The sequence below is a fragment of the Rhodanobacteraceae bacterium genome, assembly GCA_016713135.1.
Classification (GTDB): Bacteria; Pseudomonadota; Gammaproteobacteria; order Xanthomonadales; family SZUA-5; genus JADKFD01.
The window spans coordinates 16,560-35,862 of record JADJPR010000003.1; the positions used below are offsets into that span (position 1 = coordinate 16,560).

Annotated in this window: 17 protein-coding genes and 1 pseudogene; 14 read left to right on the top strand and 4 right to left on the bottom strand. The window is 69.2% G+C overall.

The window, feature by feature from the left end:
• The first annotated feature begins 30 nt into the window (after positions 1-30).
• From atpE to IPK27_04375, 10 genes are all read left to right on the top strand, one after another.
• Positions 31-285 carry a F0F1 ATP synthase subunit C gene (gene atpE, locus IPK27_04330; protein ID MBK8066865.1) on the top strand — a complete coding sequence of 85 codons (255 nt, stop codon included), beginning with the start codon at positions 31-33 and terminating at the stop codon, positions 283-285.
• 61 nt (positions 286-346) lie between these two features.
• Positions 347-823, top strand: a complete 477-nt coding sequence (locus IPK27_04335; GenBank protein MBK8066866.1) for a F0F1 ATP synthase subunit B — start codon at positions 347-349, stop codon at positions 821-823.
• Entirely contained in the window at positions 820-1,353 is a 534-nt protein-coding gene (locus IPK27_04340) for a F0F1 ATP synthase subunit delta (protein MBK8066867.1), read from the top strand. Before IPK27_04335 ends, IPK27_04340 begins: the two co-directional genes overlap by 4 nt.
• A gap of 51 nt (positions 1,354-1,404) precedes the next feature.
• A complete protein-coding gene (locus IPK27_04345; protein MBK8066868.1) occupies positions 1,405-2,952 on the top strand; it encodes a F0F1 ATP synthase subunit alpha in 1,548 nt (515 codons plus the stop codon).
• Between the two features lie 146 nt (positions 2,953-3,098).
• The gene (gene atpG, locus IPK27_04350) at positions 3,099-3,962 is read left to right on the top strand and encodes a F0F1 ATP synthase subunit gamma (protein ID MBK8066869.1); all 864 of its coding nucleotides are present in this window, start codon (positions 3,099-3,101) and stop codon (positions 3,960-3,962) included.
• A gap of 151 nt (positions 3,963-4,113) precedes the next feature.
• On the top strand, positions 4,114-5,520 hold the full coding sequence (gene atpD, locus IPK27_04355) for a F0F1 ATP synthase subunit beta (protein ID MBK8066870.1): 1,407 nt from the start codon (positions 4,114-4,116) through the stop codon (positions 5,518-5,520).
• Positions 5,521-5,680: 160 nt separating this feature from the next.
• Positions 5,681-6,106: a F0F1 ATP synthase subunit epsilon gene (locus tag IPK27_04360; GenBank protein ID MBK8066871.1), complete on the top strand. Its 426-nt coding sequence runs from the start codon at positions 5,681-5,683 to the stop codon at positions 6,104-6,106.
• A gap of 287 nt (positions 6,107-6,393) precedes the next feature.
• On the top strand, positions 6,394-7,395 hold the full coding sequence (locus tag IPK27_04365; protein ID MBK8066872.1) for a hypothetical protein: 1,002 nt from the start codon (positions 6,394-6,396) through the stop codon (positions 7,393-7,395).
• Positions 7,395-8,426 (top strand): hypothetical protein, encoded by a 1,032-nt coding sequence (locus IPK27_04370; GenBank protein ID MBK8066873.1) that lies wholly within the window; start codon positions 7,395-7,397, stop codon positions 8,424-8,426. The genes IPK27_04365 and IPK27_04370 overlap by 1 nt, the downstream gene beginning before the upstream one ends.
• A gap of 59 nt (positions 8,427-8,485) precedes the next feature.
• On the top strand, positions 8,486-9,910 hold the full coding sequence (locus IPK27_04375; protein ID MBK8066874.1) for a hypothetical protein: 1,425 nt from the start codon (positions 8,486-8,488) through the stop codon (positions 9,908-9,910).
• Between the two features lie 66 nt (positions 9,911-9,976).
• Here IPK27_04375 and IPK27_04380 read toward each other — a convergent pair whose 3' ends face one another.
• Genes IPK27_04380 through ribE form a run of 4 tightly spaced genes read right to left on the bottom strand, consistent with a single transcriptional unit; the run spans position 9,977 to position 12,406 of the window.
• Entirely contained in the window at positions 9,977-10,516 is a 540-nt protein-coding gene (locus IPK27_04380; protein MBK8066875.1) for a phosphatidylglycerophosphatase A, read from the bottom strand.
• Positions 10,513-11,487, bottom strand: coding sequence for a thiamine-phosphate kinase (gene thiL, locus IPK27_04385; protein MBK8066876.1), 975 nt, complete (start codon positions 11,485-11,487; stop codon positions 10,513-10,515). The genes IPK27_04380 and thiL overlap by 4 nt, the downstream gene beginning before the upstream one ends.
• An 8-nt stretch (positions 11,488-11,495) precedes the next feature.
• Positions 11,496-11,936, bottom strand: coding sequence for a transcription antitermination factor NusB (nusB, locus tag IPK27_04390; protein ID MBK8066877.1), 441 nt, complete (start codon positions 11,934-11,936; stop codon positions 11,496-11,498).
• Entirely contained in the window at positions 11,933-12,406 is a 474-nt protein-coding gene (gene ribE / locus IPK27_04395; GenBank protein MBK8066878.1) for a 6,7-dimethyl-8-ribityllumazine synthase, read from the bottom strand. The genes nusB and ribE overlap by 4 nt, the downstream gene beginning before the upstream one ends.
• Before the next feature lie 591 nt (positions 12,407-12,997).
• On the opposite strand from ribE, the gene IPK27_04400 reads away from it, so the two are divergent.
• The 4 genes and pseudogenes from IPK27_04400 (at position 12,998) to IPK27_04415 (ending at position 19,284) form a co-directional block, all read left to right on the top strand.
• Positions 12,998-13,672 (top strand): hemolysin III family protein, encoded by a 675-nt coding sequence (locus IPK27_04400; protein ID MBK8066879.1) that lies wholly within the window; start codon positions 12,998-13,000, stop codon positions 13,670-13,672.
• Positions 13,673-13,774: 102 nt separating this feature from the next.
• A complete protein-coding gene (locus tag IPK27_04405; GenBank protein ID MBK8066880.1) occupies positions 13,775-14,524 on the top strand; it encodes a DsbC family protein in 750 nt (249 codons plus the stop codon).
• A gap of 129 nt (positions 14,525-14,653) precedes the next feature.
• Positions 14,654-18,480: pseudogene (gene purL / locus IPK27_04410) on the top strand (phosphoribosylformylglycinamidine synthase).
• Between the two features lie 165 nt (positions 18,481-18,645).
• Complete coding sequence (locus tag IPK27_04415; protein ID MBK8066881.1) at positions 18,646-19,284, top strand: hypothetical protein; 639 nt, start codon at positions 18,646-18,648, stop codon at positions 19,282-19,284.
• Positions 19,285-19,303: the final 19 nt, after the last annotated feature.

Below are 19,303 nucleotides of genomic sequence, written 5' to 3' on the forward strand. Positions count from 1 at the left end.
GAGTCGACCATGGAAGCCAACACCCAATTCATTGCCGAAGTGATGAGCTACACGCTGATCGCCGCTGGCCTTCTGATCGGCCTGGGCGCGCTCGGCACCGCCATCGGCTTCGCGCTGCTGGGCGGCAAGTTCCTGGAAGGCGCCAGCCGCCAGCCGGAACTGGCTCCGATGCTGCAGACCAAGATGTTCATCGTCGCCGGCCTGTTGGACGCCGTGCCGATCATCGGCGTCGCCATCGCGCTGCTGCTGATCTTCGCCAATCCGTTCATCTCGGCGCTGTCCTAACTCGTTCCTGACAGCGACCACCGACGGTGGCCCCTGGCTGCCGTCGTAACGGAGTACAGCGATGAATATCAACTTGACCTTGGTCATCCAGGGCCTCGCGTTCTTCGCGACGGCCTGGCTGGTGATGAAGTTCGGCTGGCCGCACATCATCGGCGCCATCGAGGAACGTCAGAAGAAGATCGCTGACGGTCTCGCCGCGGCCGAGGACGGCAAGCGCGCGCTGGCGTCCGCCAGCGAGAAGCAGGACCAGGTGATCCGCGAGGCGCGCGGCGAGGCTGCCGGCATCCGCGATCGCGCCGAGAAGGAATACTCGGCGATCCTGGACAAGGCGAAGGCCGACGCGATCGCCGAGGGCAACCGCCAGAAGGCGGTGGCCGTCGCGGAGATCGAGACCGAAGCGCACCGCGCGCGTGAAGAGCTCAGCCGCAAGGTCGCCGAACTGGCGGTCAAGGGTGCCGAGCGCCTGATCCGCAAGGAAATCGACGCGAATGCGCACAAGGCCCTGCTCGACGACCTGATCAGCGAGATCGCCCGATGAGCAACGCCCTCACCCTGGCGCGTCCGTATGCGCGTGCCGCCTTCGAACTCGCCAAGGGTGAGCAGGCGGCTGCGGCCTGGTCGACCAAGCTCGGCTTCGCCGCGCAGATCATCGCGCAGGCCGAAGTGCAGGCATTGGTCGGCAGCCCGAAGCTCGGCGCCGCCGATCGCGTCTCGCTGTTCCTGCCGCAGGGCGAGGCCGGCGACAGCAGCTTCGCGCGCTTCCTGACGCTGCTGGAAAACAACCAGCGCCTGCCGCTGCTCGGCGAGATCGCCAGCCTGTACGAAGAACTGCGCGCCGACGACGAACGCACCCTCAAGGTGCGCGTGCGTACCGCGATGCCGATCGACCCGTCCCAGCAGCAGCAGCTGGTGGGCGCGCTCGCCAAGCGCTTCGACCGTGCCGTGACGCTGGACGTCGCGCTCGATCCGGAGCTGATCGGCGGCGCGGTGGTCGAGGCCGGCGACGTGGTCATCGACGGTTCGCTGCGCGGCAAGCTCAAGCGCCTGCGCGCCGAACTGGCGCAGTAAGCGCCCGGGCCCGCGCTCCCACATTTCGAAACTCTTTCTGGAATCACCGTCATGCAGACGCAACTGAATCCTTCCGAGATCAGCGACCTCATCAAGTCGCGCATCGAGAAGTTCAAATCCGCCGCCGAGGCGCGCAACGAAGGCACGATCGTGTCGGTTTCCGACGGCATCGTGCGCATCCACGGCCTTGCCGACGTCATGCAGGGCGAAATGATCGAGATGCCGGGCGACACCTTCGCCCTGGCGCTGAACCTGGAGCGCGACTCGGTCGGCGCGGTGGTGCTGGGCGACTACGAGCACCTGCGCGAAGGCGATGCGGTCAAGACCACCGGCCGCATCCTCGAAGTGCCGGTCGGCCCGGAACTGCTCGGCCGCGTCGTCGACGCGCTGGGCAACCCGATCGACGGCAAGGGCCCGCTGAAGGCCAAGCTGTCCAGCCCGATCGAGAAGGTCGCGCCGGGCGTGATCTGGCGCAAGTCGGTGTCGCAGCCGGTGCAGACGGGTTACAAGTCGGTCGACGCGATGGTGCCGGTGGGCCGTGGCCAGCGCGAGCTGATCATCGGCGACCGCCAGACCGGCAAGACCGCGCTGGCCGTCGACACCATCATCAACCAGAAGGGTTCCGGGATTAAGTGCATCTACGTCGCCATCGGGCAGAAGCAGAGCTCGATCGCCAACGTGGTGCGCCGCCTGGAAGAGAACGGCGCGCTCGCGCACACCATCATCGTCGCCGCCTCGGCCTCCGAGTCAGCCGCGATGCAGTACGTCGCCGCCTATGCCGGCTGCGCGATGGGCGAATACTTCCGCGACCGCGGCCAGGACGCGCTGATCATCTATGACGATTTGACCAAGCAGGCCTGGGCGTATCGCCAGATCTCGCTGCTGCTGCGCCGCCCGCCGGGCCGCGAAGCGTATCCGGGCGACGTGTTCTACCTGCACTCGCGCCTGCTCGAACGCGCCGCGCGCGTGAACGAGGAGTACGTCGAGAAGTTCACCAACGGCGAGGTCAAGGGCAAGACCGGCTCGCTGACCGCGCTGCCGATCATCGAGACCCAGGCCGGCGACGTGTCCGCCTTCGTGCCGACCAACGTGATCTCGATCACCGACGGCCAGATCTTCCTCGAAACCGATCTGTTCAACGCCGGTATCCGTCCGGCCATGAACGCCGGCGTGTCGGTGTCGCGCGTCGGTGGCGCCGCCCAGACCAAGGCGATCAAGAAGCTCGGCGGCGGTGTCCGCCTGGCCCTCGCGCAGTACCGCGAGCTGGCCGCCTTCGCCCAGTTCGCCTCCGACCTCGATGCTGCCACCCGCGCCCAGCTGGAACGCGGCCAGCGCGTCACCGAACTGATGAAGCAGAAGCAGTACGCGCCGATGTCGGTCGCCGAGATGGCGCTGTCGCTGTATGCCGTCAACGAAGGCAACATGGACGATTTGCCGCTCGGCAAGATCCAGGCCTTCGAAAAGGGCCTGCACCAGCATTTCCACAGCAACTACGGCGAGCTGATGCAGAAGATGGCCGCCAGCGGCGACTGGAACAACGACATCGAAGCGACGTTCAAGAAGGGCATCGCGGAGTTCAAGAAGACGGGGAGTTGGTGAAGAGGGCCTGGGCTGGCGACAGCCAGCCGCAGAAAAGCGTGAAAAGTGAAAGGTGAAAAGTGAAATCAAGACCTGACACCCGCGCTGACCTGACCCTTTCACTTTTTACTTTTCACTTTTGACCGCGAGCGAAGCGAGCCCACCCCATGGCAGGCGCAAGAGAAATCCGGACCAAGATCAAGAGCGTGCAGAACACCCGCAAGGTGACGCGCGCGCTTGAGATGGTGTCGGCCAGCAAGATCCGCCGTGCGCAGGACCTGATGAAGGCCTCGCGTCCGTATGCGCGACTGATGCGCCAGGTCATCGGCCACGTCGCGAAGGCCAACACCGAGTACAAGCATCCGTTCCTGGTCGAGCGCGAAGAGGTTTCGCACGTCGGCTACGTGATCGTCTCCACCGACCGCGGCCTGTGCGGCGGCCTCAACGCCAACCTGTTCCGCCGCCTCCTGGCCGACATGCGCCAGTGGCAGGCGAAGAATGCGCAGGTGGACGTGGTCTGCATAGGCCAGAAGGCCACCGCCTTCTTCAAGCGCCTCAAGGTCAACTTCGTCGGCTCGGTCACCCACCTCGGCGAGAAGCCGCGCGTGGACCAGCTGATCGGCGCGATCAAGGTGATGCTCGACAGCTACATGCAGGGCCGCGTCGACCGCCTGTTCCTCTGCTACAACGACTTCGTCAACACGATGACGCAGAAGCCGACGATGGACCAGCTGCTGCCGCTGCCGCCGTCGGACGACATCGAGAGCAAGCACGACTGGGACTACCTCTATGAGCCCGGCGCGCCCGAGATCATGGATCACGTGCTGACGCGCTACATCGAGAGCCTGGTCTACCAGGCGGTACTGGAAAACCTCGCCAGCGAGCACGCCGCGCGCATGGTGGCCATGAAGTCCGCCTCGGACAATGCCACCAAGCTGATCGGCGAGCTGACGCTGGTCTACAACAAGGCCCGCCAGGCCGCGATCACGCAGGAAATCAGCGAGATCGTGGGTGGTGCGGCGGCGGTGTAAAGAAAGCGGTGAAACGTAAAATGTAAAACGTCAACAGGAGCCGGGCTCTGATTGCCGTTTGACGTTTCACGTTTGACCTTCACCAAGAATCTCGCGGAATCCGCCCGGGCGGCTCCGCACCAAAGTTCAAGCAGTTCCAGGAGTTCCACCCATGAGCCAGGGCAAAGTCGTACAGATCATCGGCGCCGTCGTCGACGTCGAATTCCCGCGCGAATCCGTGCCGAAGGTGTACGACGCACTGAAAGTCGCCGGCACCGACATCACGCTGGAAGTGCAGCAGCAGCTGGGCGACGGCATCGTGCGCACCATCGCGCTCGGTTCCACCGACGGCCTGAAGCGCAACCTGATCGCCGAAAACACCGGCAAGGCGATCGCGGTGCCGGTGGGCGTGAAGACGCTCGGCCGCATCATGGACGTGCTCGGCAACCCGATCGACGAAGCCGGCCCGATCGGCGAGCAGGAGCGCTGGGTCATTCACCGCTCGGCGCCGAGCTACGCCGACCAGGCGGGCGGCAATGATTTGCTGGAAACCGGCATCAAGGTCATCGACCTGATGTGCCCCTTCGCCAAGGGCGGCAAGATCGGCCTGTTCGGCGGCGCCGGCGTGGGCAAGACCGTCAACATGATGGAGCTGATCAACAACATCGCCAAGGCGCACTCGGGTCTGTCCGTGTTCGCCGGCGTGGGCGAGCGTACCCGCGAGGGCAACGACTTCTACCACGAGATGAAAGACTCCAACGTCCTCGACAAGGTGGCGATGGTGTACGGCCAGATGAACGAGCCGCCCGGCAACCGCCTGCGCGTCGCGCTGACCGGCCTGACCATGGCCGAGTACTTCCGCGACGAGAAGGACGCTTCCGGCAAGGGCCGCGACGTGCTGCTGTTCGTCGACAACATCTACCGCTACACCCTGGCCGGCACCGAAGTGTCCGCGCTGCTCGGCCGCATGCCGTCCGCGGTGGGCTACCAGCCGACGCTGGCCGAGGAAATGGGCGTGCTGCAGGAACGCATCACCTCGACCAAGACCGGCTCGATCACCTCGATCCAGGCCGTGTACGTGCCCGCGGACGACTTGACCGACCCGTCGCCGGCCACCACCTTCGCCCATCTGGACGCGACCGTCGTGCTGAGCCGCAACATCGCCTCGCTGGGTATCTACCCGGCGGTGGATCCGCTCGACTCCACCAGCCGCCAGCTGGACCCGAACGTGATCGGCAACGAGCACTACGACACCGCGCGTCGCGTGCAGTCCACCCTGCAGCGCTACAAGGAACTGAAGGACATCATCGCGATCCTGGGCATGGACGAACTGTCGGAAGAAGACAAGGCGACCGTGGCCCGCGCGCGCAAGGTGGAGAAGTTCTTCAGTCAGCCCTTCCACGTCGCCGAAGTGTTCACCGGCAGCCCGGGCAAGTACGTGTCGCTGAAGGAAACCATCCGCGGCTTCAAGATGATCGTCGACGGCGAAGTCGACCACCTGCCCGAGCAGGCCTTCTACATGGTCGGCGGCATCGACGAGGCCTACGCGAAGGCGAAGGAAATGGGCGTCGCGGCCTGAGGGCCGCGACTGCTGGAAAAAGGGAAAAGTAAAAAGGAAAAGGGAAGAGCGGCTCCAGCTTCGGCTTGAACCCTTTTCCATTTGAGCGAGCGCAGCGAGCGGCCGTTTTCCGTTTTCCCCTACTTGCGACAATGCAGCAACAGAGCGAGCGACACACCCCATGAGCACCATCCGCGTAGACGTCGTCAGTGCCGAAGCCGAGGTTTTCCACGGCGAGGCCAAGCTCGTGGTCGCCACCGGCGAGATGGGCGAACTCGGCATCGCGCCGCGCCACGCGCCGCTGATCACCCGCCTCAAGCCGGGCCAGGTGCGCGTGATCCAGCCGAACGACGAGGAGCTGTTCCTGTACGTTTCCGGCGGCATCCTCGAAGTGCAGCCGACGGTGGTCACGATCCTGACCGACACCGCCGTGCGCGCGGCCGATCTCGACGAAACCAAGGTCCGCGAGGCCAAGGAAGCCGCCGAGCGAGCGGTGGCCAACCAGATCGACGCCAAGGAAGTCGCCGCCGCCCAGGCCGAGCTCGCTGCCCTGGCAGCGCAGCTGCAGGCGATCGACCGCCTGCGCAAGATGGGTCAGAAGCACTGATAACCGCCAGCGCCGAAAGGCGCAACGGGTTGAGCGAAAGCGCCGGCGCAAGCCGGCGTTTACGTGTGCGCCCCCTACGACGCCTGTGGCAGCGGACCTGCATTTCGGGTCTCGCGCCCGCGTCGGAGCTGTCACTGGATCGGGCCGCCGAGCGCGCCCCGGCGGCGCCGAGGGCACGCCATGGCTGCGCCACAGCCGGTGGTGGCTGAACGAGTCGGCCGTTGGTCGGGCGGCGACCACGGCTGGCCCACCTATACTTGATCGCGCTTCCCCACATACCAGGCAAGATGCGGCCGCGACCAATCCTGATCGTGCTGGTGCTCGCCGTGCTCGCTGCCACCGCATGGTGGTTGCGGCCGTCTGGAGATTCGCCGCGTGGCGTGGTGCCAAGGACGGGGCCGATCGCCGTCGGGCAACCGCCGACAGCGCCTTTGGTTCCGGCGACCGCCGAGGATGCCGCCGCCATCATCGCCGCAGCGCTGCCGCCCGCGAAGCCCGATGCCATCCCATTCCGCGCCAGCCCGGCGCAGCGCCTGACCGACCGCGAGCGCATCCTGCGCGATGCGGATTTGCTTGGGCTGGCTGGGGACCTGCGCGCCCGGGCGCGCACCGGCGACGCCGATGCCGCGGCGGCGATGGCGGAACTGCTGGCGCACTGCGCGATGACCCACGCCTTCGAGCAGTTGAGCATCCACGAACCTGACCTGTGGGAGGTCTTTGCCACAGTCGGCTTCGATGCCCCGGTCATCGGCCGGGCCCAGGCCGAACTGACTTCGGCGCGCACACGCTGCGCGGCGCTCGCGCTTGACCCTGCCGGAATGGAGCAACTGCAGCTGGCCTGGAGCTTGCACGCGGCGGCCCTGGGCGACCCGCTGGCCCGCCTGTGGCGTGCCTACCGCGAGCCGGGCGATACGCCGCAACGCCAGGCCGAGGTGAACGTGGAGCGGCAACAGGCGGCGCTGGAACTGCTGGCCGAGCGCGGACCCAGGGCCTTGTCCGATCACGCCGTGCTGCTGGCGGGGCGCGGTCGCTATGAGAGCGCCGCTTTCATCCTGGCATCTTGTCAGCTGATCGAGGCCTGCGCCGTCGATCCGGATGCCTGGGCCGTGGCGAACTTCTCCTTGCGCGAGGTGGCGGGCTTTGGCGGCCACCTCTTCTTGCGCATGGCCAGTCCGCGGGAACTGGCGATCGCCCAGGGGCAGGCCGAGGAGATCGTGCGCCTGTGGCGCACAGGGCAATTCGCGCAGATCGTCGCGCCGCGCGAGCGCGCGCCACCCGGAGGCGGCTGATGCGGCGGTTCCTGTGGGTAGTGGTTGCGGTCGTGCTCGCCGTCGCCGGCTGGCAGGCCTGGGAGCGCCGCACGCCGATCGTGGATGCCGTCGCGGCTCGCTTTGCCGGCACGCCCGATTCGCCGCAGGCCCCGGTTGCCGGCACCGCCGCCCAGCGAACGGCGCCTCCGGCGAGCGGCACAAAGTCGCCCACCACCGCCGCGCCCGATGGCGACGGACCCGCACCGCCGGGCGATGCGGCGGTGACCGGGGCGGAGGCTGATCCGCGCACGGCCGCCAGCCGCGCGCCGACGGCGCCGGTCCTGACCCCGGCACAGGCGCGCGAGCGCATGCGCGAGCGCCAGCGGCTGCAGGATTGCGAACGCGTGGTGCAGGCGACCAGCCCGAATTCCGCCGGCGCGCGCGAACGCCGCGAGTGGCGCTGGCTGCCGCCCGAGCAGGTGGCGCTGGAACAGTTGGGCCTGCGCGAGGTCGCCGCGCGCGTGGGCCAGGGTTGCCCGCCGCGGCCGCAGACGCCCGCGGCCCGGCGACGGCAGGAAACCGATCTGGCGGCGGACCTGGCGGCGGCCGCCGCCGCGGGGGACCTGGAAGCACGTTTGCGCAGCTGGCGCTACGAGGACGCCAACAAGGACGCCAGCCGGGAAGCCCTGCGCGCCTTGTTGTACGACATCCTGCTCTCCGGCGATGCGGAGCTGATCGCGCAGGTGGGCGAATTTCACTGGATGGTCAATGCCTCGAACCAGACCACCGTGGAGGACCTGGTCCCGCATGGCGAGTTGTGGCGCCTGGTCGCTTGCGACCTCGGCGCCGCCTGCGGCCGCGGCAGCCGCGCGCTCGACCAGCTCTGCCTGTCCAACTCCACCGCCGCCTGCGCCGCGCCCACGGTCGAGTCGGCGGTGCAAGGATTGATTCCCGCCTGGCAGTTCCGCTTGCTGCAACAGCGCCGGACCGAGTTGCTCGCGCGCCTCCGCAACGGCCAGATCGCCGGGATCCTCGATCCGCCGCAGCGGGCCGCACCCGGCGGCGGTTGACCGGGAACCTCGCCGCCGCGGGAGGATCCAATGCGCCACCGGTGCCAGGCAGGCGGTCGATGAGCACGCAAGCGTTCCCGAAGATCCCCGCATGGGTCGCCGCCCTGTGGCTGAGCGCATCCGCGGTGCAGGCCGCGGAGCCTGTACGCTGGGCGCTCAATGTCAGCCTGGGTGCGGATTCACCGCTGCTGACGGTGCAGGGATGCAGCGCGCAAGCGAGTGCGGAGGTCTGGCTGCGCGCCGGTGAGGGAGCAGCGCCGCACCTGCACGCGCTGCGCCGCGGCGGGCGGGCGATCGACACTGACGGCCGCAGCGGAGCCCTGCTGCGCGACTGGCAGCCCGGCGAGTGCTACACCGCGGAGGTGGACCTGGCATCAGCGGCCCGCATGGATCGCTTCGGACTCGGCGGCCAGGCCGGCGAGTGGTGGCGCATCCCGCCGGAGCGCTGGCTGTGGCGGCCGCGCCGGATGCATCCGGACAGCACCATCGAGTTCCGCCTGCCGCCCGGCTGGGCGGCCTCGGTGCCGTGGCCCGAGCTGGCCGATGGCAGCGGGCGCCGGCGTATCGGCGGCACCCCGGACGACTGGCCGGCGCAGACCGCCTTCGGCCGCTTCCGTGTACAGACCCTGGCGCTGCCCGGTGGCGAGTTGCACGTGGCACTGCTGCCGCGGGTGCCGCAGGCCGCGCAGCAGGAGATCCGCGACTGGTTTGCCGCTGTTGCCCCGGCCTTGCTGGCGGGCGGCGGACAGCTCCCCTTGCCGCAGACCCAGGTGCTGATCGTGCCACTGCCCGGCGTGCGCGAGCCGGTGCCGTGGGGCCAGGTGTCGCGCGGCGGCGCCGCCGGCGTGATGCTGGTGGTCGGTGCCGATGCCGGCCGCGCACGCCTGGATGCCGACTGGACCGCGACGCATGAACTGGCGCATCTGCAGCACCCCTACCTCGGCGAGCGCGGGCGCTGGCTGGCCGAGGGCCTCGCCAGCTACCACCAGAACGTCTGGCGCGCCCGCACCGGGGCGCTGACGCCGGCGCAGGCCTGGCAGCGGCTGGACGAAGGTTTCGCCCGCGGCCGCTCGGCTGGGGGCGGCCCGGCGCTGGGTGAACTTGGCCGGCGTGGCGCGACCATGCGCATCTACTGGAGCGGCGCCGCATTCTGGCTGGAATCGGACCTCGCGCTGCGCACGGCCGGGAGCAGCCTGGACCTGGCGCTGGCGCGGTTCGCCGCCGCGCACCTGCCGTCCGAACGCCACTGGTCGCCGCGCGACTTCATCGCCGAGCTGGAGCGGCTGGCGCCCGGTGGCGGGCTGGTCGACCGTCACGCGCGGTATCTCGCACTCACCGGCTTCCCGGACCTGCGGCCGATCCTCGCGAAGCTGGGGCGGGGCACGATCGCACTCGCCGTGGGCGCGGGCGAGTCGCCGCTGTCCCGCGCGATCATGCGCCGGCCGCCGCCGGCAAGGCCGACCTCGACTTCGCTGCGACCGTGATCGTTCGCGTATTCGATGAGGTTCTGCAGCAACTGGAACCACAGGTTGCGCCGCCGTCCGCGCGGGCTACGCCGGGTTCAGGAAGGACAACCCCAGTCCGAGCAAGACCATTGCCGCGGCCGAATACAGTCCAGCCACGGCATCATCGGCCATCGCGCCGAGTCCGCCGCCAAGCTCGCGGTCGCGGTGCGACGCCGGCCAGGGCTTCGTGATGTCGGCGATGCGGAACAGCAGGAAACCGGCGATGAAGAATCCGGGGAGGGCGAGCCCATGCGCGGACCACGGCCAGGCGAGTGCGCCGATGGCGTAGGTCAGCCACTGGCCGACCCACTCGTCGATCACGATCGGCGCGGCGTCGTCGGTGGCGAGCGCCCGGCAGGCCCAGGAGGCGGCAGGCACGCCGATCGCGAACATCGCCCCGGCCAGCAGGAGATTGGCCCACAGCGGCCATGCAAGCGCGCCGCTCAGCCAGTACAGCAGTGCGGCGACCGCCGAACCGGTGGTGCCCGAGGCCCACGGCGACAGCCCGCTGCCTCCGCCGCAGGCGATCAGCCCGAGCGGGTGGCGCAGCAGGATGCGCGCTTCACGGACAACATCGCGGCTCATCCGAAGTGGTCCCAGCCGGCTGAAGGTGGCGCCACGACACGGCCCTCGGCATCGATCAAGTGCACGCCTTCACCCGGCCCGAGAGTGCCGATGCGCGTCAGCGTGGTGTGCGCCGCGGCAGCGACCGCGGCCAGCGCCGGCTCGCGTTCGGACGGCAGGGTGAAGCACAGCTCGTAGTCGTCGCCGCCGAGTTGCAGGCGCAGGCGCCGGGCGGCGTCGGTCACCAGCGGCAGCAAGGCGCGCGAGGCGGGCAGGGCATCGGCCTCGATCACCGCGGCCAGTCCGCTCTGGCGGCAGATGTGGCCGAGGTCCGCGGCAAGGCCATCGGAGACGTCGATGCACGCATGCGCGAGGCCGCGCAGCGCCTGGCCCAGCGCCACGCGCGGCGTCGGCCGCGCCAACCGCTGCTGCAGCCGGGTGCGCGCCAGCTTGCCCTCGCCGTCGTTCGGGTCGATCCGCTGGCCGCGCAGCGCCAGCGCCGCGGCGGCATCGCCAAGCGTGCCGCTGACGTACACCGCATCCCCCGCGCGCGCGCCGTCGCGGCGCAGCGCGGACCCGGCCGGCAGGCTGCCGAAGGCATTCAGCGTCAGGGTCAGCGGGCCGCGTGTGGTGTCGCCGCCCACCAGCGCCATGCCGTGCGCATCGGCCAGGGCGAGCAGGCCGGTCAGCAGCGGCTCCACATAACCCGGATCCAGGCTCGGCAGCGTCAGCGCGAGCGTGCACCAGCGCGGCGTGGCGCCCATCGCGGCGAGGTCCGACAGATTGACCGCAGCGAGCTTGTAGCCGACATCCGCCGGCGGCGTGTCCAGCGGGAAATGCACGCCGGCGACCATGGTGTCGCAGCAGACCACCAGTTCCTCGCCAGCGGGCGGCGCGAGCACCGCGCCATCGTCGCCAATGCCGAGCGACACGTCCGCGCCGCCGCGCACGCGCGCGCGCAGGGCCTCGATGAAGGCGAACTCGCCCGCCATCCGGGCGCTCAGTGCGCCGCGGATTCGGCCTGGCGCGTGTTGCGCGCCACGCGGTCGAGCACCGCATTCACATAGCCGTGGCCGCCCTCGGCGCCGAAGTCCTTGGCCAAATCGATCGCCTCGTTGATCACCACCCGGTAGGGGATGTCCAGCCGGTGCTGCAGCTCCCAGGTGGCGATGCGCAGCGTGGCGCGTTCGATCGCGTCGATCTCGTCGATGCGGCGGTCGGCGCAGGGGGCGATGGCGGCGTCGATCTGTTCCAGGTTCTGCTCGACGCCGAGCAGCACGTCGGAGAAATAGGCGCCATCGGCGATCGCCATGTCCTGTTCCTCGTTGAACTGCTCGATGATGCGGCGCATCGGGCCGCCGCCGATCTGCCACTGGTACAGCGCCTGCAGCGCACGGCGCCGCGCACGGGCGCGCTCGGGGAAGGGACGGGTAGGCTTCATGCCGCGGTCTCCAGTTGGCGCACCAGGTTGAGTTGCTCGATCACCGCGAGCGCGGCGTCGGCGCCCTTGTTGCCGGCCTTGGCCCCGGCGCGGTCCAGCGCCTGCTCCAGGGTGTCGACGGTCAGCACGCCGAAGCCGACCGGCAGGCCGTGGTCCAGCGAGACCTGCATCAAACCGTTGGCGGCGCCGCCGGCGACATAGTCGAAATGCGCGGTGTCGCCGCGGATCACGCAGCCGAGCGCGACGATCGCCTCGAAGCGCCCGCTCGCTGCCAGCTTGTCGGCGGTCAGCGGCAGCTCGAAGGCGCCGGGCACGCGCACCAGGGTCAGTTGCTCGTCGGCCACGCCGTGGCGCAGCAGCGCATCGCGGGCGCCATCGATCAGGCGCGCGACGACCAGTTCATTGAAGCGCGAAGCCAGCAGCGCGATGCGCCCGCTTGGCGCGGAGAAATCACCTTCGATGCGTTCCATGCCATCGGGTCGTCCATGTACGGGCAGCGGATTCTAGCGACCAGCGGCCCGAGCCGCGACTCGCGGGGCTGAACGGCTGGATCGTCTACGGGGGGGGGGGCGGGGTGTCCGTTTTTTGGCGGGGGGGTGGGGGGAAGGGGGGGGGGGGGGGGGGGGGGGGGGGGCCGGCCGGCCGCGCGGGCCCCGCGGCGGGGGGCGTGGGGGATGGACTTCCCGGCGTTCTCGCCCCCCGCCCCTCCCCCCCGCCCCCGCCCTGCCCCCCCCCCGCCCCCCCTTTCTTCCTCCGTCAACGCGTTGCCGCTGGCAACCGCAGGTGACCGCCGCGATTGACCGGTCGGCGGGTGGTGGGGCACGCTTGTGTCCAAGCGGCGAGGGTGTCGGCGTTGCGACGTGGGATGCGGGAAATGCGGGGCGGGGGTCAGGGGGCAGGGGACCTGTTTGGCGCCACCCGCATGCTTCGTCGAGGCTTTGGGATGACGGTCTTCGCTGAACTGGATCAATGCAGCCGAGCCGCGCCCCTTGCCCCCTGACCCCTGCCCCGCTTCTCCACCGGCAAGCCAACGTCCAGCCACCAGCCACCACAGGACACAAATGACCGCCGAAACCCTCCACCCCCACCACGCCCGCGAGCGCCTCGAGGAATGGCTGAGCGCCTTGACCCACGGTGTCGGTGCGGTGGTGGCGCTGGCGGCGGCGGCGGTGCTGATCACGCTGGCGTCGATCTACGGCGATGCCTGGGCGATCGTCGGTTCGGCGGTCTACGGCAGCTCGCTGCTGCTGCTGTACGTGGCCTCCACCCTGTACCACGCGGTCAGCCATGCGCCGACCAAGGCGAAGATGAAGGTCTTCGACCACTGCATGATTTATGTGCTGATTGCCGGCACCTACACCCCGTTCACGCTGACCAGCCTGCGCGGCAGCTGGGGCTGGACCCTGTTCGGACTGATCTGGGGCCTGGCGATCGCCGGCATCGTGTTCAAACTGTACTTCACCGGGCGCTTCAAATGGCTGTCGACCGGGATCTACCTGGCGATGGGCTGGCTGATCCTGATCGCCGCCGAGCCGGTGATGCAGGCGCTGCCAGGCGCGGCGTTCAACTGGCTGATGGCGGGCGGCGTGGCCTACACCGCCGGCACCATTTTCTACATGAGTCGACGCCTGCCGTATGCGCACGCAATCTGGCATGCCTTCGTGATCGCCGGCAGCGTCTGCCACTTCGCTGCGGTGCTGATCCAGGTGCTGGAGCCTGGCGCCGCGGCTTCCTGAGTCAGGCATCCGGGGTCGAATTTCTGCGGAACTTTGCGCGCGAAGCGCAGTCTGTGGGCATTCGGCCGTGCCCGCGGTCATTCATCATCTGAGGAGAGAGCAATGCGCAATGGTTTCTGGGTGGCCGGCTTCGGCCTGGTGTTGAGCGCGGGCCTGGCGGCTCAGGACAAGCCGGAAGACCTGATTCGGGAGTCGCTGAAGACGCTGAATCCGGAGATCCGTATCGACGACGTGCGCCCTTCTCCACTCAAGGGTGTTTACGAAGTCACCGTTCCTGGCCAGGTGGTTTACGTCTCGGGCGACGGCAAGTACCTGATGCAGGGCATGCTGCTGGACATTCCGAACAAGCTGGACCTGACCGAGAAGCGCCGTTCTGAATTGCGACGCACCCTGCTGGCGGCCGCGCCGAGCAGTCAGCGCATCGTGTTCAAGCCCAAGGGCGAGGTCAAGCACACGGTCACGGTGTTCACCGACATCGATTGTGGTTACTGCCGTGAGCTGCACAAGCACATGGCCGAATACAACGACCGCGGCATCCAGATCGAGTACATGCTGTTCCCGCGCGCGGGCGTCGGCTCCGAGTCCTTCCGCAAGGCAGTTGCCTCCTGGTGCGCCAAGGACCAGCAGGATGCATTGACCAAGGCCAAGGCGGGTGAGGATCCGGGCAACGCGACCTGCGTCAACCCGATCGAGGCGCAGTACAACCTCGGCCAGCAGGTGGGCGTCACCGGCACGCCGACGCTGGTCTTCCCGGACGGCAGCGTGGCCCCGGGCTACGTCACGCCGGACCAACTGGAGCAGCGCCTGATCGCCGCCGAGGCAGCGGTTGCGAAGGACGCCGCCGCCAAGTGAGTGGCATGCGGGGAGCCGTCGGCCAGCGCCTGCGGTTTCCCTGCCTGAATACCCCGGCGCCGGCACCGGCGCCGTCCGGCTGCCGGCCTGTATGATCCGCGCGCCTCAACTGCGGTGGCTTGCGTGCCGATGTCGATCCGTACCCTTCCGGGCGCTGTGGCCCTGTCCAGTTTCCGTCTGGATGCCCTGAACCGGCGTCTCGCACCGCTGTCGGCGCGCGTCGCCAGTGTCACCGAAGTCTTCGTCGTCCACGGCGCCGATTCCGCCGTCGACGATGCGCTGCTGGCCGAGGTGCTGCAGTGGGGCAGCGTCGCGGCGGTGGACGAATCGCTGCCCGCGCGCTGGGTCGCCCCGCGCCTGGGCACGCGCTCGCCGTGGTCGAGCAAGGCCAGCGACATCCTGCACCGCTGCGGCCTGGCCATCGAGCGGGTCGAGCGCCTGCTGCGCTACAGCTTCAGCGAGCTGCCGGCGGATGCGTCGGCGGTCGCGGCGCTGCTGCACGATCCGATGACCCAGAGCGTGCTCTCCGATCCAGCCGAATTCGCCGGGCTATACCTGCATCCGGCGGCCGCGCCGCTGGTGCACGTCGCCACCGACCTCGCCAGCCTGCAGGCGGCCAACGGTCGGCTCGGCCTCGCGCTCAGCGAGGACGAGATCGAGTATCTCGCCGCGCGCTATGCCGAACTCGGTCGCAGCGCCAGTGACGCCGAGCTGATGATGTTCGCCCAGGCGAACTCCGAGCACTGCCGGCACAAGGTGTTCAACGCCAGCTGGACCCTCGACGGCCAGCCGCAGGCCTCCAGCCTGTTCGGCCACATCAAGCACACCCACGCGACGACGCCGCGCGGCACGCTGGTGGCCTACAAGGACAATGCGGCGGTGCTCGAAGGCAGCACCGGCGCGCGCTTTTTCGCCGGCGCGGACGGCGTCTATCGCGCCAGCGTCGAGCCGATCCACCTCGCGATCAAGGTGGAAACGCACAACCACCCGACCGCCATCGCGCCCTACGCCGGTGCCGCCACCGGTGCCGGCGGCGAGATCCGCGACGAAGGCGCCACCGGCCGCGGTGCGAAGCCGAAAGCCGGGCTGACCGGTTTCACCGTCTCGCACCTGCGCCTGCCGGACGCGCCGCAGCCCTGGGAAAGCGCGCGCCCGCTGCCGGCGCACCTGGCCAGCCCGCTGCGGATCATGACCGAGGGCCCGCTCGGCGCCGCCGCGTTCAACAATGAATTCGGCCGCCCGGCCCTCGGCGGCTACTTCCGCACTTTCGAGCACTATCCCGAGGCGCTGACCCACGGCGCCGCCTACGACAAGCCGATCATGATCGCCGGCGGCCTCGGCAACATCCGCGCCGGCGACGTCGAGAAGCGCCTGCTGCAGGATGGCGACGCGGTGATCGTGCTCGGCGGGCCGGCGATGCTGATCGGCCTCGGCGGCGGCGCCGCTTCGTCGCAGGCCAGCGGCATCGGCAGCGCCGCGCGCGACTTCGCCTCGGTGCAGCGCGACAACGCCGAGATGGAACGCCGCTGCCAGGAAGTGATCGACCGCTGCGTCGCCCTCGGCGCGGACAACCCGGTCGTGTCCATCCACGATGTCGGCGCCGGCGGCCTGTCGAACGCGATCCCGGAGCTGCTGCATGACAGCGGCGTCGGTGGCGAGATCGACTTGGGCGCGGTGCTCAACGACGATCCGGGCATGAGCCCGATGCAGATCTGGTGCAACGAGGCGCAGGAGCGCTATGTGCTGGGCGTGCGCGCCGCGGACCTGCCGCGCTTCGCCGAACTGGCTGCGCGCGAGCGCTGCCTGTACGCGGTGGTCGGCACGGCGACCGCTGCCGAGCAGCTGCGCGTGCGCCTGGGCTCGGTCGACGTGATCGACCTGCCGATGGACGTGCTGTTCGGCAAGGCGCCGAAGATGCAGCGCGTGGCGCAGGCGCATCGCCCGCAGCCTGGCGCCGCGCTGGCCCTCGGTGCCATCGATGCGCACGCTGCGTTGCTGCGCGTGTTGCGCTTCCCCGCGGTCGGCAGCAAGCAGTTCCTGATCACCATCGGCGACCGCACCGTCGGCGGCCTGTGCCACCGCGACCCGATGGTCGGCCCGTGGCAGACGCCAGTGGCCGACGTGGCCGTGAGCCTGGCCGATTTCCAGGGCCATGCCGGCGAAGCCATGTGCATGGCCGAGCGCACCCCGCTGGCATTGCTCGATGCGCGCGCCGCCGCGCGCATCGCGGTCGGCGAGGCGCTGACCAATCTCTACGCCGCGCCAATCGAGCGCATCGACGACATCAAGCTCTCGGCCAACTGGATGGCGGCGGTGGGCGATGCGGCGATGGACGGCGCGCTGTACGCCGCAGTCGAGACCGTCGGCCGCGAGCTGTGCCCGGCGCTTGGCCTGGGCATCCCGGTCGGCAAGGATTCGCTGTCGATGCGTGCGCAATGGCGCGACGCGCAGGCCGGCGACTGCCGTAGCGTGTCGCCGGTTTCGCTGATCATCAGCGCCTTCAGCCGCGTCGCCGACGTGCGCCAGACCCTGACCCCGGAACTGAAACATCGCGACGGCGGCAGCGCGATCTGGCTGGTCGACCTCGGCGGCGGCAATCAGCGCCTGGGTGGCAGCGTGCTGGCGCAGGTACACGGCCAGATGGGCGACGTGCCGCCGGATCTCGACGACGCCGCGGCCTTCCGCCGCAGCCTCGAATGGCTGGCGGCAGAAAGCGCGCTGGCCGCATCCACGCCTGGCACGACCGCAGCGACGGCGGCCTGGTCGTCGCTGCGCTCGAGATGGCCTTCGCCGCGCGCACCGGGTTGGCGCTGGACCTCGGCAACGATCCCGCGCCGCTGGCGACGCTGTTCAACGAGGAACTCGGCGTGCTGGTCGAGGTGGCGGATGGCGATGTGGCTGCCTTCGCTGCATCGGCGCAGGCCGCCGGCGCGCACGTGCAGCGGATCGGTCAGGCCCTCGCGGAGCCGGAGCTGCGGGTCCGGTGCGCGGGCAACACCCTCCTGCACGCCGCCATGGCCGACCTGATCGCTGCCTGGGGCGAGACCTCCTGGCGCATCCAGCGGCAGCGCGACAATCCCGAGTGCGCCGACCAGGAATACGCGCGGTTGCGCGACTACGCCGCGCCAGGGCTGGTGTACGCGCCCGCCTTCGACGCCGACGAAGACATCGCCGCGCCGTACATCAACACCGGCGCGCGTCCGCGCGTGGCGATCCTGCGCGAGCAGGGCGTCAACGGCCAGTTGGAAATGGCTGCGGCCTTCGACCGCGCCGGCTTCGAGGCGGTCGACGTGCACGTCAGCGACCTGGAATCCGGCCGACGCCGCCTGGCGGATTTCCACGGGCTGGCAGCCTGCGGCGGTTTCTCCTATGGCGATGTACTCGGCGCCGGCCAGGGCTGGGCCAAGGGCATTCTGCATCACCCCGAACTGGCCGCTCAGTTCCGCGGCTTTTTCGAGCGCCCGGATACCTTTGCGCTCGGCGTATGCAATGGCTGCCAGATGATGAGCGGCCTGCGCGACCTGGTGCCGGGCGCCGAAGGCTGGCCGCGCTTTCTGCGCAACCACTCGGAGCAGTACGAAGCCCGGCTGGTCCAGGTGGAAGTGCTGGATTCGCCGAGTCTGCTGCTGGCCGGGATGGCCGGCTCAAGGCTGCCGCTGGTGGTGTCGCACGGCGAAGGTCGCGCCGACTGGGGCGGTGCGGCGATGCCCGCCAGCGCCCGCCCGGCCGTCAGGTTCATCGAAAGCGACGGTCGCGCGGCGCACACTTACCCCGCCAACCCGAACGGCTCGCCGGACGGATACACCGGATTCACCACCGCCGACGGCCGCGTGCTGATCCTGATGCCGCACCCCGAGCGCGTCTACCGCCGCGTCCAGCTCTCCTGGGCCCCCGCCGGCGGCGACGCCAGCCCCTGGCTGCGGATGTTCCGCAATGCGCGGGCGTGGGTGGGGTGAAGCGGTAGGCAGTGAGTGGTGAGTAGTGAGTAGAACCCGGCGCAGCCGCTGTTCCGTCGCAATTGCGAGCCCAAGATAGAATTCGCTTGTACTTCCCCAGCCGCGCCGAGCCCTCCAAACGCCGGCTGCTACTCACTACTCACTACTCACTACTCACCACCCCCCATGTTCGGCCCCCTGAAATCCCTGCTGTTCCTCGCGGTGCTGTGGCTGCCGCTGTCCTTTTTCGTCTGGTTCTACTTCGCGCAGTTGTTCGTGATGCCGGTGGCGGGGTTGGCGAACTGGGCGCTGGAAGGGTGGCTGCCTGCGGTGTTTGACGGGTATGAGCAGACGCGCCATGTGCTGACCTTCTTCACCACGCTGGCGGTCGATCCGGCCATGCTTGCCGGGATCGACACCAGCCAGGGGACGCCCGCGGTGGTGATCGAAGCGAATCCGATGATCTATGGCTACTGCATTCCGGTGCTGGTGGGGCTGGTCATGGCCACGCCGCTGAGCCATTGGCAGCGATTGTGGCAACTGGGGCTCGGTCTGGTCGTATTGCTCGGGGTGCAGACCTTCGGTACCGTCTTCGACGTATTGAAGAGCCTGGGGCTGCAGGCCGGGGCCGAGGGCACCCAGGCCATTGCCGACGCCGGATTGTCCCTGGACGCGGTCGCTTTCGGCTATCAGTTCGGCTATCTGGTCCTTCCGGCGATCGTGCCGGTGATCCTCTGGGTGCTGTTCAACCCGGCCTTCATCCGCGGCCTGGTCACCACCGAAGGCAGCGAATTGCCCGAGGCGGGAACTGAAACCCGGGATTGATGTCCAGATGCCGACCATC

What these genes read in the sequence shown, in the direction of transcription:
- IPK27_04335 (MBK8066866.1), top strand. Translation starts at nt 347, where the DNA reads ATGAATATCAACTTGACCTTGGTCATCCAGGGCCTCGCGTTCTTCGCG.
- IPK27_04340 (MBK8066867.1), top strand. Translation starts at nt 820, where the DNA reads ATGAGCAACGCCCTCACCCTGGCGCGTCCGTATGCGCGTGCCGCCTTC.
- IPK27_04345 (MBK8066868.1), top strand. Translation starts at nt 1,405, where the DNA reads ATGCAGACGCAACTGAATCCTTCCGAGATCAGCGACCTCATCAAGTCG.
- atpG (MBK8066869.1), top strand. Translation starts at nt 3,099, where the DNA reads ATGGCAGGCGCAAGAGAAATCCGGACCAAGATCAAGAGCGTGCAGAAC.
- atpD (MBK8066870.1), top strand. Translation starts at nt 4,114, where the DNA reads ATGAGCCAGGGCAAAGTCGTACAGATCATCGGCGCCGTCGTCGACGTC.
- IPK27_04360 (MBK8066871.1), top strand. Translation starts at nt 5,681, where the DNA reads ATGAGCACCATCCGCGTAGACGTCGTCAGTGCCGAAGCCGAGGTTTTC.
- IPK27_04365 (MBK8066872.1), top strand. Translation starts at nt 6,394, where the DNA reads ATGCGGCCGCGACCAATCCTGATCGTGCTGGTGCTCGCCGTGCTCGCT.
- IPK27_04370 (MBK8066873.1), top strand. Translation starts at nt 7,395, where the DNA reads ATGCGGCGGTTCCTGTGGGTAGTGGTTGCGGTCGTGCTCGCCGTCGCC.
- IPK27_04375 (MBK8066874.1), top strand. Translation starts at nt 8,486, where the DNA reads ATGAGCACGCAAGCGTTCCCGAAGATCCCCGCATGGGTCGCCGCCCTG.
- IPK27_04380 (MBK8066875.1), bottom strand. Translation starts at nt 10,516, where the DNA reads ATGAGCCGCGATGTTGTCCGTGAAGCGCGCATCCTGCTGCGCCACCCG.
- thiL (MBK8066876.1), bottom strand. Translation starts at nt 11,487, where the DNA reads ATGGCGGGCGAGTTCGCCTTCATCGAGGCCCTGCGCGCGCGCGTGCGC.
- nusB (MBK8066877.1), bottom strand. Translation starts at nt 11,936, where the DNA reads ATGAAGCCTACCCGTCCCTTCCCCGAGCGCGCCCGTGCGCGGCGCCGT.
- ribE (MBK8066878.1), bottom strand. Translation starts at nt 12,406, where the DNA reads ATGGAACGCATCGAAGGTGATTTCTCCGCGCCAAGCGGGCGCATCGCG.
- IPK27_04400 (MBK8066879.1), top strand. Translation starts at nt 12,998, where the DNA reads ATGACCGCCGAAACCCTCCACCCCCACCACGCCCGCGAGCGCCTCGAG.
- IPK27_04405 (MBK8066880.1), top strand. Translation starts at nt 13,775, where the DNA reads ATGCGCAATGGTTTCTGGGTGGCCGGCTTCGGCCTGGTGTTGAGCGCG.
- IPK27_04415 (MBK8066881.1), top strand. Translation starts at nt 18,646, where the DNA reads ATGTTCGGCCCCCTGAAATCCCTGCTGTTCCTCGCGGTGCTGTGGCTG.